This is a genomic window from Psychromonas sp. psych-6C06, assembly GCF_002835465.1.
In the GTDB taxonomy this organism is placed as follows: domain Bacteria; phylum Pseudomonadota; class Gammaproteobacteria; order Enterobacterales; family Psychromonadaceae; genus Psychromonas.
On sequence record NZ_PIZM01000015.1, the window covers coordinates 1 to 13,329 of the forward strand.

At 39.6% G+C, this 13,329-nt stretch carries 10 protein-coding genes and 1 rRNA gene; 9 read left to right on the forward strand and 2 right to left on the reverse strand.

What is annotated here, in order from left to right; translation table 11 throughout:
• Positions 1-252: 252 nt before the first annotated feature.
• Together rrf and CW745_RS15635 are read left to right on the forward strand one after the other, a co-directional pair.
• Positions 253-368, forward strand: a 5S ribosomal RNA gene (gene rrf, locus CW745_RS15630).
• Between the two features lie 658 nt (positions 369-1,026).
• Positions 1,027-1,455: a DUF3859 domain-containing protein gene (locus CW745_RS15635; protein WP_101109636.1), complete on the forward strand. Its 429-nt coding sequence runs from the start codon at positions 1,027-1,029 to the stop codon at positions 1,453-1,455.
• On the opposite strand, the gene CW745_RS15640 is transcribed toward CW745_RS15635, so the two are convergent.
• Positions 1,448-2,392: a guanosine pentaphosphatase gene (locus tag CW745_RS15640; RefSeq protein WP_101109637.1), complete on the reverse strand. Its 945-nt coding sequence runs from the start codon at positions 2,390-2,392 to the stop codon at positions 1,448-1,450. The two genes, CW745_RS15635 and CW745_RS15640, sit on opposite strands and share 8 nt — an antisense overlap.
• A gap of 10 nt (positions 2,393-2,402) precedes the next feature.
• On the reverse strand, positions 2,403-3,671 hold the full coding sequence (rhlB, locus tag CW745_RS15645; protein WP_101109638.1) for an ATP-dependent RNA helicase RhlB: 1,269 nt from the start codon (positions 3,669-3,671) through the stop codon (positions 2,403-2,405).
• A 122-nt stretch (positions 3,672-3,793) separates the two neighbouring features.
• Between rhlB and trxA the strand changes: the two genes are divergently transcribed.
• The 7 genes from trxA (at position 3,794) to polA (ending at position 13,316) form a co-directional block, all read left to right on the forward strand.
• Entirely contained in the window at positions 3,794-4,120 is a 327-nt protein-coding gene (gene trxA, locus CW745_RS15650; protein ID WP_101109639.1) for a thioredoxin TrxA, read from the forward strand.
• Between the two features lie 152 nt (positions 4,121-4,272).
• On the forward strand, positions 4,273-5,541 hold the full coding sequence (rho, locus tag CW745_RS15655; protein WP_101109640.1) for a transcription termination factor Rho: 1,269 nt from the start codon (positions 4,273-4,275) through the stop codon (positions 5,539-5,541).
• 74 nt (positions 5,542-5,615) lie between these two features.
• A complete protein-coding gene (gene ubiD, locus CW745_RS15660) occupies positions 5,616-7,085 on the forward strand; it encodes a 4-hydroxy-3-polyprenylbenzoate decarboxylase (RefSeq protein ID WP_101109641.1) in 1,470 nt (489 codons plus the stop codon).
• A gap of 41 nt (positions 7,086-7,126) precedes the next feature.
• Entirely contained in the window at positions 7,127-7,822 is a 696-nt protein-coding gene (gene fre, locus CW745_RS15665) for an NAD(P)H-flavin reductase (protein ID WP_101109642.1), read from the forward strand.
• Between the two features lie 26 nt (positions 7,823-7,848).
• Complete coding sequence (locus CW745_RS15670; protein ID WP_101109643.1) at positions 7,849-9,057, forward strand: HDOD domain-containing protein; 1,209 nt, start codon at positions 7,849-7,851, stop codon at positions 9,055-9,057.
• Positions 9,058-9,108: 51 nt separating this feature from the next.
• Complete coding sequence (locus tag CW745_RS15675; protein WP_101109644.1) at positions 9,109-10,221, forward strand: 1-acyl-sn-glycerol-3-phosphate acyltransferase; 1,113 nt, start codon at positions 9,109-9,111, stop codon at positions 10,219-10,221.
• A 287-nt stretch (positions 10,222-10,508) separates the two neighbouring features.
• Positions 10,509-13,316: a DNA polymerase I gene (gene polA / locus CW745_RS15680; protein ID WP_101109645.1), complete on the forward strand. Its 2,808-nt coding sequence runs from the start codon at positions 10,509-10,511 to the stop codon at positions 13,314-13,316.
• The last annotated feature ends 13 nt before the right edge of the window (positions 13,317-13,329 follow it).

Sequence of the window (13,329 nt, forward strand, 5' to 3'; positions counted from 1 at the left end):
CGGCCGCTCTTCCGATCTAACGTATTGAGCTAACTTGTACTAATTACCCGTGAGGCTTAACCATACAAACTCTAAGAGTTTTGTATACCAAGACGAGTCGAAAGACTATAAAAGAAATGCTTGCGAAGCATATTTTACGAAAACATTGCAAAGATTAAGAAGAACAAGCAGATTACGAAGTAATTTGCAGTTTCGTACTGTTTAACGAAGTTAAATAGTGGAAACAAACAGCTTTTCTAATTAACTTTTTTGTTTGGCGACAATAGCGCTGTGGTCCCACCTGATTCCATTCCGAACTCAGTAGTGAAACGCAGTTGCGCCGATGGTAGTGTGGGGTCTCCCCATGTGAGAGTAGGTCATCGCCAAACGCCTAATACGAACAATCCCTGTTGACTACGTCAGCAGGGATTTTTTCGTTTTATGCATTTGATAAATGAAGACCTACTCCCACATGGGGCAGGTGAGCAGCCTGCCGTAGGCAGTAGCAAGTCATGTGATAGTAGGGCGAGTATCGCGACAGCGATGGCTCATGAGCAATGTTCACCCATCGCCAAACGCCCAATAACAAACCCCTGTTGAGTTAGTTCCCGACAGGGGTTTTTTATTGCCTACGATTTATGACCTACTCCCACATGGGGAAAGGTGAACAGCCTGCCGTAGGTAGTAGCAAATCATGGGATAGTAGGGCGAATATCGCGAAGCGATGGCTCATGAGCAATGTCTACCCATCGCCAACCGAGCTAAGCCTTAAATATCAGAATAACCCTTGTGACTACATCAGGAATTTTTTGGTTTTAGGACTTTTATAAATGAAGTATGGCTAATTGATTGCCGTAATCGGACAGAAAGAAATGATTAATAATCATGTCTGAGGTGTTTCACCATACAATGCGTACATTAGTAGCGATGGTTTATGGACAGTCTTCAGTCATCGCCTATTAACACTCCAATTTTTTCTTACCTACAATTACTTCGCCAACATTCTAACGTTATAATTACCCTTTAATTATGAGGAATTGCTAAAGCATGGCCAAAAAGAAGCCACAGATTACACTGAGATCCTATGGTATTTATTCTACTTGGGAATCTAAATCTAAAGATTTACCGAAAATTATGGAGTTTACTACTGAGGTACCTGCTGAAATAGACATTGAATTTGGTTTAACAATTAATGTTAAAAGCGCTCGCGGTCAAAAGATCTTTTACTGCATTGATCACCCGGGGATTTATGATACGAACGGCAATATTAGGGCGCCTTTTACTGGAGAGGTGCATATAACTAATAATGATTGGGATTTCTATCTCGGTGATACTGTCTGGTCGCCTATTAATGATAAGTGCGGTTGTTGGAAAATGAGTATTACGCTAAATGGTGATGTTGTAGCAAACAAGTCTTTTAACGTCGGGGTATCTGACGAAAGAAGTACTAAACAGCGATTCTCGGCCTTTAAGTAAGTTTTGAGAAGTGTTTACAGGTCATGCCTGCTGATTTTTCTTCAAATAGAATGCTGATCAAACCTTCTCTTAGCGCGCCTTTTGAAGGCCTGATAAACTCAATTTCAAAGCATTCAAAAAGTGCAATTAAAATGGACAAGCCACTCGCAAATACCGGAATCCTAGACGCTTTTAACCCTTCTACCTGCAATTGAGCGTTGCTCTTTGAAAGGATGCACTGTCGTTTTATTTCATTCAGTACAGGTAGTGTTAGATTTGAAGCTATTTGTTGTTTCGCATTCACTTCATTGACGGCTTGGATCGTACCTGATGCTCCCATGCAGATTGACCAATTGAGTAACTTGTACTCATTCAAGAAAGGCTGAATAACTTGTTTAGCTTGCGTAATTGCTTGATTGAAATTTTCTGCAGATAATAACTGATTTGAAAAATGTTCGTTTAACCAGGTAACACAGCCCATATTCAAGCTTTCTGCTTTGAGGACAGTATTGCCTTTCCCGATGATAAGCTCTGTGCTTGCACCACCGATATCTATAACTAGTAGCTGTTCATCTAAACGCTCAGTAAAAGCGACACCTCGATAGATGGTTTTCGCTTCGTCTATGCCTGAAATAAGGTTTATAGGCTGCCCTATAATCTCTTCTGCTTGCTTGATGAAGTGTGCTTTATTATTGGCAAGACGTAATGCTGCAGTTGCAGTGATGATTATTTTTCGAGGTTGAATAGTGTCTATTTCATTTCTGAAGGTTTGTAGGCAATCTAAACCTATTTGAATGGTTTTTTTATCCAGGTTGTTGTCACTATCAAGTCCTGACGCTAATCTAACTTTCTGTTTCTTCTTTGAAAAAACGCTAAAACCATTATCATTTTGGGTCACTGTTAACATGTGAAAACTGTTAGAGCCTAAATCGATAATGGTATAGCGTGGTGCAGTCATAACGTTAAACTTATCTCTTATGGTTACGGTGATAGTTATCTTTACGACTGTTTGGTCGTGTGCTGTTATGTGCTTTATATTTTGTCACTTTCATAACAGGCAAGGAATCTAATAGTGCATCTTTATCATACTCACTGACTGGTATAGTATGTTTGATATACTCTTCAATAGCAGGAAGATTAAAAACATATTTTTCACAGGCTAATGTTATCGCTAGGCCCGTTTGACCAGCTCGACCAGTACGACCTATACGGTGTACATAATCTTCACAATCATCGGGTAGGTCAAAGTTAAATACGTGTGAAACTTTAGGTATATGTAAACCACGTGCTGCAACATCTGTTGCAACTAAAATATCTACTTCGCCATCTGTAAACTGTTTTAATATTTTTTCACGTTTTTTCTGTGGTACATCACCGGTCAGCAAGCCTGCACGTAAACCGTCACCAGCAAGGTATCCCCATACTTTTTCACAAGCATGCTTGGTGTTTGCGAAAACGATTGCTTTATCTGGCCACTCATCTTCCATCAAGGTCAACAACAATAGCATTTTGTCTTCATTTGAAGGGTAAAACAGCTCTTCTGTGATATTGGCAGAGGTCATTTTTTCAGGCTCAATCTGGATATGCTCCGGATCGTTCATATGCTCAAAGGCGAGCTCTTGTACTTTGTGCGATAGAGTTGCAGAAAACAACATATTTAAGCGTTGGTCTGCAGCTGGCATACGTCTGAATAGATAGCGGATATCTTTAATAAACCCCAAATCGAACATGCGGTCTGCTTCATCAAGTACCACGCTTTGAATCGATTCTAGGCTGATAACACCCTGTTTAACGAAATCGATAATACGGCCAGTGGTGCCAATTAAAATATCGACGCCTTTTTCTAGCTTGTTAAGTTGAATTTCAACTTTCTCACCCCCATATGCTAAACCTAAGCGTACGTTGGTGCTTTTTGCGAGTATAATCGCATCTTTATGAATTTGAATCGCAAGTTCACGTGTCGGTGCTAAAATGATAGCCCGCGGTTGATTCTTACGGCGATTTTCAGGTGCGTCATTAACGAGTAAATGATGAAATACTGCGGGTAAAAACGCTAAGGTTTTACCAGTACCTGTTTGTGCTTGTCCTGCGATATCTTTTCCTAAAAGGGTGATAGGCAGTGACAATGCTTGAATAGGTGTGCAGAATTCGTAACCTTGTTCGGTTAGACCTGAAATTAGACGCTTCTCAAGAGGAAGGTCTGCAAATTTTGTTTGAGTTAGATGTGTTTTATTCATTTGCAGAGCATAACAGTTTATGCTTGCAATAAGTATTGAGATCGATTCAAATAATGAAAATTATTTTTGCTATATTCATGATATAGTATTTATTTACTAGCTAATTCCTTCTGGAGAGTACAATGAGCGATAATATCGTAACTTTAAGTGATGCAAGTTTTGACGAAGATGTAGTAAATGCATCAGGACCTGTTTTAGTTGATTTTTGGGCTGAATGGTGTGGACCTTGTAAAATGATTGCCCCTATTCTTGGTGAAGTGGCTACTGAATATGCAGGTAAAGTTACAATCGGTAAACTAAACATCGATGAAAATAACGCAACGCCACCTAAATTTGGTATTCGTGGCATCCCAACACTACTATTATTTAAAGATGGTAAAGTTGCTGCGACTAAAGTTGGTGCGCTTTCAAAATCACAACTAGTTGAATTTTTAGAAGCAAACATCTAAAAATGAATAACAGATTGGATAAGTTGTGATCTACAACGTGTCCAATCTGGACTATTACAATTTTTAATGCTACCTTTACGCTCAAAATATGAGCAAATCATTTCTGACAACTCATCATCCACTCACAGTAAATCTGATTATCTATATAACTTATGAATCTAACTGAATTAAAGAACACTCCCGTACACAATCTTGTAAAACTTGGTGAATCAAAAGGGCTAGAAAATTTAGCTCGCCTAAGAAAGCAAGATATTATTTTCGCCATCTTAAAAGCCCACGCAAAAAGCGGTGAAGATATTTTTGGTGCTGGTGTCCTCGAGATATTACAAGATGGTTTTGGTTTCTTACGAAGCTCTGATAGTTCATACCTTGCTGGACCGGATGATATTTACATCTCTCCGAGTCAGATTCGCCGCTTCAATTTACGAACTGGTGATAGTGTCGAAGGTAAGATTCGACCACCTAAAGATGGTGAGCGTTATTTTGCTTTATTAAAAATTAACCAAGTCAATTTTGATAAACCTGAAAACTCCCGCAATAAAATCCTCTTCGAAAACTTAACTCCTATCCATCCTGATGAACGTTTACGATTAGAAAGTGGAAGCGGAAGTACAGAAGATATCACTGCGCGTATTCTTGATCTTGTTTCTCCGATTGGTAAAGGTCAGCGTGGTTTGATTGTTGCGCCACCTAAGGCCGGTAAAACAATGCTGCTGCAAAACATTGCGCAAAGTATTACTCAAAATAATCCAGATGCGGTATTAATCGTATTATTAATCGATGAACGTCCAGAAGAGGTGACAGAAATGAGTCGCCTAGTACGTGGTGAAGTAGTTGCCTCCACTTTTGATGAGCCTGCGAGCCGTCACGTGCAGGTTGCCGAAATGGTTATCGAGAAAGCAAAACGTTTAGTTGAGCATAAAAAAGACGTTATCATCTTGCTTGATTCTATTACTCGTTTGGCGCGTGCTTATAACACTGTTGTACCAAGCTCTGGTAAAGTGTTAACGGGTGGTGTAGATGCCAATGCTTTGCATCGTCCAAAACGTTTCTTTGGTGCTGCGCGTAATGTTGAAGAGGGTGGTAGTTTAACAATTCTTGCAACAGCTCTAATTGATACCGGTTCTAAAATGGATGAAGTTATTTACGAAGAGTTTAAAGGCACAGGTAACTCTGAAATTCATCTTAATCGTAAGCTTGCTGAAAAACGTACTTACCCTGCGATTGATATCACTCGCTCTGGTACGCGCCGTGAAGAGCTATTAACTAAAGCTGATGAATTACAACGTATGTGGATTCTACGTAAAATATTACACCCTATGGGTGAGACAGGCGCTACGGAGTTTATGATCGATAAACTTGGCTTAAGCAAAAGCAACGATGATTTCTTCGATGCAATGAAGAACCAAAAGACTAAATAGTACGTATATATTGTCATGTTAATAACGCTACTTTTATGTAGCGTTTTTTTTATCCATTTTTTGAGAATAACACTATGAAATTTGATGATTTACGCGACTTTTTAGCGCAGCTAGAAGAGAAGGGTTTATTAAAGCGTATCCAGCAAGAGATTGATCCTAATTTAGAGATGACAGAGATCTCTGATCGCACATTACGTGCCGGTGGACCTGCTTTGTTATTTGAAAACCCAAAAGGTTTTGAAACACCAGTATTAACTAATTTGTTTGGCACAACAGAGCGTGTTGCATTAGCAATGGGTAAAGAAAAAGTCTCTGAGTTACGCCAAGTCGGTGAGTGGCTTGCATATTTAAAAGAGCCTGAACCGCCTAAAGGCATTAAAGCAATGTGGGAAAAACTACCTATTTTTAAGCAAGTGTTAAACATGCCTACTAAAACGGTATCCAAACCAGCTTGTCAGCAGATTGTGATGCAGGGAGAAGAAGTTGATCTCACTAAGCTACCGGTTATGAGATGTTGGCCCGGCGATGTTGCTCCGCTTATCACATGGGGATTAACGATCACTCGTGGTCCTTACAAAAAACGTCAAAACTTAGGGATTTACCGCCAGCAATTAATTGGTAAAAATAAAATTATTATGCGTTGGTTATCGCATCGTGGTGGTGCGATAGACTTTCAACAATGGCAAGAAGCTAACCCAGGTAAACCCTTTCCTGTTTCTGTTGCACTTGGCGCTGACCCTGCGACTATCTTAGGCGCAGTAACGCCAATTCCAGATAGCTTATCCGAATATGCTTTTGCTGGCCTATTACGTGGTTCACGCACTAAAGTAGCAAAAAGTTTAAGTAATGATTTAGATGTGCCAGCCACTGCTGAAGTAATACTAGAAGGTTATTTGCAACCTGGAGAGCTTGCACCAGAAGGCCCCTATGGCGATCATACTGGTTATTATAACGAAGTTGATGACTTCCAAGTCATGACGGTAACTCATGTCACAACACGAGAAAAGCCGATCTACCATAGTACATATACGGGTAGACCACCTGATGAACCTGCTATTTTAGGCGTTGCTTTAAATGAGGTCTTTGTTCCTATTTTACAAAAGCAATTTCCGGAAATTGTAGATTTTTACTTACCTCCTGAAGGTTGCTCCTATCGTATGGCGGTTGTCTCTATTAAGAAACGTTATCCGGGCCATGCCAAACGTGTGATGTTAGGTATTTGGTCTTTCCTTCGTCAGTTTATGTACACCAAGTTTATAATTGTGTGTGATGACGATGTAAATGTTCGTGATTGGAATGATGTGATGTGGGCAATTACTACGCGCATGGATCCGGCTCGCGATACCACGATGGTAGAGCATACGCCGATTGACTATTTAGACTTTGCCTCGCCGGTATCAGGACTAGGTTCAAAAATGGGGCTCGATGCAACTAATAAATGGGCTGGAGAGACAGATCGAGAATGGGGTGTCCCTATCGTTATGGACGAAAAAGTAAAAGATAAAATAGATACACTTTGGCAAGAATTAGATATTTTGTCATAATAAATGTTACTAATTTGTTAATCCCCATTAAAGAGAAATAAATGTCTATTGTTACTTGTAAAGTAAGTTCCATTGAAAAACTTAATGATTTTTTATACCGTATTTTTTTGCAACCCCAGGAAGCGGTGTCCTACAAAGCGGGTCAATATGTTTCGGTAGTCATGGGTGAAAAAGACAAACGCCATTTTTCTATCGCTAATGCGCCAAGTGCTGACCTAATAGAGCTTCATATCGGTGCAACGCCTGAAAATAGTTACGCAATGCAGGTCATTGAGCAGATGCAAAATGAAGGGCAAGTTGAGGTGGAGATCGCTAATGGTGATGCTCACTTACGTGAAGAATCTACACGTCCCATTATACTTGTAGCAGGCGGAACAGGTTTTGCTTATGTAAAGTCGATTCTGGAACAGATTGTTGACCTTCATCTAACTAATCCGGTTTACCTATACTGGGGCGTAAAAGAGCAGTCACATTTTTATTTTGAAAAAGAAGCTGCAAAATGGGCCAGTGAACATGAAAACGTGCATTTTCATCCAGTGATTGAAATGGCTGGAGACGATTGGCAGGGACATAAAGGTTATGTACACCATGCTGTTTTACAGGACTTTTCTGACCTTAATGCTTTTGATATTTACGTCGTTGGGCGCTTTGAAATGGCAAAAATAGCGCGTGAAGATTTCTTAAAACAAAATGCATCTGTCGAGCATATCTTTGGTGATGCATTTGCATTTATTTAAGTCACTATAAACATTAAGAAATATTAATGACAACTAAACCCACTGAATTACCAGATATTTCTCTGATGGAATCGGTAGATAAACTGTTTCTGCGTTTTTTAGTGGGAAAGAATAAGATTTATCAAGAAGAGGAGTATAACGATGGTCTCTCCGAAGCAGAGCTTGATGATAAAGCCTTAGGTTTGCCTTCAGAGCTTCAACAAGATGGTTGGAATAAGCGTATCTTATTGGATGTTGAAAAAGAGCGAGTAATGCGGGAAAAAGCCGATAAACGGCTAAGTGATAAACGCAATGCATTATTAACGCGCTACTTCCAACAATCATTATTAAAAGTCGTTAATGAAAAGTTATCGCATATCGATACGGTAATTTTAGAGCAACTTCAGTTGCGAGATAGTACGGTTGACCTGATCAAAAAACTGCTTGCAGGTGAGCCTCGTTACTCTGTGCTTGCATCACTTTTAGACAACAATATAGGCACTCGCAATCGTTTGCTGTCATTGGTGGCCAGCGAAGACTTTATGACTGAATTAGGGCGTTCTCCACGACAAGTGCGAGACATCCAGAGTGCAGTTGGGCTTATAGGCACCGATGTATTACGCTATTTAGTTCCTGCCATATTATTTAAATATCGTATTAATGCTTACAGCCAACATAACCGATTGTTTGCTAAAAAGTTATGGCGTTACGAGATGACATTAGGGCAAGCTTGTACGGCATTAATGATTGATGAAAACTATCGTCGTCCTTATGAAGGGATGTTACTCTCGGCGATGGTTAACTTTGCTTATGTTGCCAGTTATCAACAATATTTAAGTTCTTTTGAAGTAGTACGTAATGCTTGCCTTGATCACGCCCGTGAAAAGGGTGAAAAATTACGCCATGACTTTTTTTATGATATTCAGACCGACGCCGCCTCCTTACAAGCATTACTGGTCTCACAGTCTGGGCTACAACTCAGCTTATCATTATCGAAGAAGCTTTTTTCTAAGTCATTTCCCCACCTTGTAAATGCATTGCAAGAGGAAGTTGATTTAACGCCCTTTGACGAGCGTGGTAAAATAGGCAAAGTACTTTTTAAGGCGGTCCGCTTTGCTAAATATGACCAATTACGTGCTTCACGATTATTTAAATCGGCTTGGATTGAACAATACATGTTGGAATCCCACATAGAATCAGATGTTTACAAAACACTGTTGCGACAAGAACTGTTCCGTTTTAAACCAACTTGGTAAATATTGATAAAGCAGGTAAAATGCGCCTTCCATTTTACAGAGAAGAAATAAATGCCAACTTCATCAGATAGATTTAGTGATATTCGCCCTTATAATGATGATGAGATCCAGCCTGCGATCCGACGTGTTATTAACAGTGATGAATTTATCGATGCGATTATCAGTTTCCGATTCTCTAAAATAGCTAAATTCAGTGGCTTTCTATTAAAGCCATTATTACGACGCTATTTTATGTATAAGTGGGGCGCGATTAATAGCATTGATGAGATGCAACAAATTGTGGGTGGATATATGCAACATATGATCGACTCAACGACTACCAAGTTCACCTATTCAGGGCTTGAAAATTTAGATGCTAATAAGAATTACTTATTTGTTTCTAATCATCGTGATATTGCAATGGATCCTTCCTTCGTTAATTGGGCCTTATTCTCTGAAAACTTTAAAACGGTACGAATTGCTATTGGAGACAATTTGCTTAGTAAGCCGTTTACCTCTGATTTAATGCGCATGAACAAAAGCTTCATTGTAAAGCGCGCTTTAAAAGCACCGCGTGAGATGATGAAAGCGGTATTACAACTTTCAGATTATATTTTTAGTTCTTTACAAAGTGACAGTAGCATTTGGATTGCACAGCGAGAAGGACGCGCTAAAGATGGTTTTGATAAAACAGAGCCTGCGCTAATAAAAATGTTTTACATGCAGGGTAAAAAACAGAAAATTGCTTTTAGCGATTATATTAAGCAGCTTAATATCGTGCCTGTTGCTGTTTCCTATGAATTTGATGCCTGTGACCAACAGAAAGCCAAAGAGCTTTATGACAAAGCTCAAACTGGGGAATATAAAAAATCAGAGTTTGAAGACATCGAAAGTATCGTGCGTGGTATTGTCGGCAAAAAAGGGCATGTTCATGTTGCATTTGGTAGACCACTTGAAGGTGACTTTGAAGATGCTGAGCAAGTAGCAAACGCAATTGATCAACAAATTTATAAAAATTATTACTTACATCCATCTAACTATATTGCGGCTAAACAGCAGTTGCAGGCGATTAGCGAAGCGGATAAAAATGCCTTTGCGTCACGTTTAGACAATATGCCTGCAGCGTTACAAGAAACAGTATTAAAAATGTATGCTAACCCGGTAAATAACAGCATTAAACAATAAAAACGCTTAAAATTAACGCGCTTGTTTATTTGTTATGCACATTTCCTTTTTAGCCAAAAGTCCAAATTTTGTCACATTTAGAATGTATCTTATTGATAAATTGAGCATAATCTATTTTTATTGTTACAGCTCAATTTTTCTTAGAAACTACTAACAGAGTTATCCACAGAGTTGTTGTGCGTTGAAAGTGAATATCCACTTACACGCACTCCCCAAATCTAAGGCTATTTAAAGTACTTAACTTTGCTATAATCGCAGTCTATTTCTAATAACTGGGTTATAAGCTAATGCCGACTATTCCTGAAAATCCCTTTGTACTTGTTGATGGCTCTTCTTATCTTTACCGAGCATTTTTCTCTCCTCCACATTTAACGAATTCAGCCGGTGAAGCAACGGGGGCTGTATATGGTGTGGTCAACATGCTTAAGAGTTTAATGCGTCAGTTTAATCCCTCGCACATTGTGGTGGTATTTGACGCAAAGGGAAAAACATTTCGCGATGATATGTATAGCGACTATAAAGCAAATCGGCCAAGTATGCCTGATGACTTACGTATCCAGATTGAGCCATTACATGCGGTTATTAAAGCGATGGGGTTACCTATTCTGACCGTTGATGGTGTCGAAGCCGATGACGTTATTGGTACGTTAGCGCAACAAGCTAGTGCAAAGGGAATTAAAACCCTGATTAGTACTGGCGATAAAGACATGGCGCAGTTAGTAGATGATAATACACTACTAATCAATACCATGACTGATACAGTGATGGATGTTCAAGGTGTTAACGAAAAATTTGGTATTCCACCAGAGTTGATAATTGATTACTTGGCATTAATGGGTGACAAAGTTGATAACATTCCTGGAGTTCCTGGCGTAGGTGAAAAAACAGCATTGGCTATGTTGCAGGGTATAGGCTCTATGGACACCATCTATCAAAACTTAGATAAACTAGCCCCACTCGGCTTTCGTGGTAGTAAAACCATGGCTAAGAAAATGGCAGATAATGAAGCGATGGCGCGCTTGTCCTATCAATTAGCCACAATCAAGTTAGACGTGGAATTGTCCGTTAGTTACGATGATTTCAAACATCGTGAGCAGGATAAAGATGAGCTGATTAAGCTCTTTGGTAAATTAGAGTTTAGACGCTGGCTATCAGCACTGCTTGATGGCACGAGTTCGACGCAGAGTGCTTCACAAAGTGCAAAAAATGGCAGTGTCGATGGCGATAAGGTTGCTCCTGCAAATAAAGCTCTGATAGATCGCTCTCGCTATAAAACCATTTATACACAAGGCCAGTTAATACAATTAATCAAAAAACTAGAAAGCAGTGAATTATTCGCTTTTGATACAGAAACAACAAGTTTAGATTACATGCAAGCTGAGGTTGTCGGTCTCTCATTTGCAATTCAAACCAATGCAGGGGATGAAGGCGAACCTGAAATAGAAGCAGTATACTTACCCTTAGCTCACGATTATATCGATGCCCCACAACAGCTAGATTTCAACGATACCTTCGCTAAGTTAAAGCCGCTTCTAGAAGATGAAAATCAGAAAAAGGTCGGACAAAACTTAAAATATGATCGTAGTGTATTGTTAAACCATGGTATAGAACTCAAAGGAATTCAGTTTGATACCATGCTTGAGTCTTATATCGTTGATAGCACCGGTAAGCATGATATGGATACTCTGGCCCTGAAATACCTAGACCATAAATGTATTTCATTTGAAGAGATTGCTGGTAAAGGTAAAAAACAGCTGACCTTTAATCAAATTAGTATTAAAGAGGCAGCACCCTATGCAGCGGAAGATGCAGATATTACTTTACGTTTACACCTTGAGTTATATAGCCGCCTTAAGGATTCAGAGTCACTATTGACGCTATTTAATGAAATTGAATTGCCTTTACTGAGCGTCTTGTCTGATGTTGAGCGAGGCGGTGTTGAGATAGACAGCGAACTGTTAGCTGTGCAAAGTACTGAGATTGCAAAACGTTTATCAGAGATTGAAGAGCTTGCTTACCAAGAAGCGGGGAAACCTTTCAATTTAAGCTCTCCTAAACAGTTACAAACCATTCTGTTTGAAGAGTTAAATTTACCTGTTGTTAAGAAAACCCCTAAAGGTGCCCCCTCGACTGCGGAAGAGGTATTAGTAGAGTTAGCGCAGACTTATCCGCTACCTAAGCTTATTATTGAGCACCGTGGTTTAAGTAAATTGAAATCGACCTATACTGATAAATTGCCAAAAATGGTGAATGAAAAAACAGGACGCGTTCATACTTCTTATCATCAAGCGGTTACTGTGACAGGGCGTTTATCATCAAGCGATCCAAATCTTCAAAATATTCCTATCAGAAGTACAGAAGGTCGTCGAATCCGACAAGCGTTTATTGCACCAGCAGGGTATAAAATTGTCGCTGCCGATTACAGTCAAATCGAATTGCGTATTATGGCCCACTTGTCTCAGGACAAAGGCTTATTAGATGCTTTCTCACATGGTGTCGATATCCATAAAGCGACTGCAGCTGAAGTTTTTTCAGTGAGCTTAGATGAAGTGAGTGTGGATCAACGCCGTAGTGCGAAAGCGATTAACTTTGGACTTATCTATGGTATGAGTGCTTTTGGTTTGGCGAAGCAGTTAAATATTGGTCGTCAAGAAGCACAGCAATACATGGATAGATACTTCAACCGTTATCCTGGTGTATTAACCTATATGGAAGAGACACGTACAACTGCCAAAGAGCAGGGATATGTAGAAACTATCCTTGGGCGTCGCTTACAGTTACCAAATATAAACTCACGTAATGGCATGCTTAAAAAAGCATCTGAGCGAGCTGCTATCAATGCTCCAATGCAGGGGACGGCTGCCGATATCATTAAGAAAGCGATGATTGATGTGGCTAGCTGGGTTAAACAACAACCACAAGGTACTGTACAACTATTAATGCAAGTACATGATGAATTAGTCTTTAGTATTAAAGAGGAGTGTGTTGAAGGCTACACCCAACAAATCCAATCAATTATGGCCAATGCAGCGCAACTTGATGTTCCGTTGATTGCAGATGCAGACATGGGTAATAACTGGGATGAAGCACATTAAGTATAAATTTTAA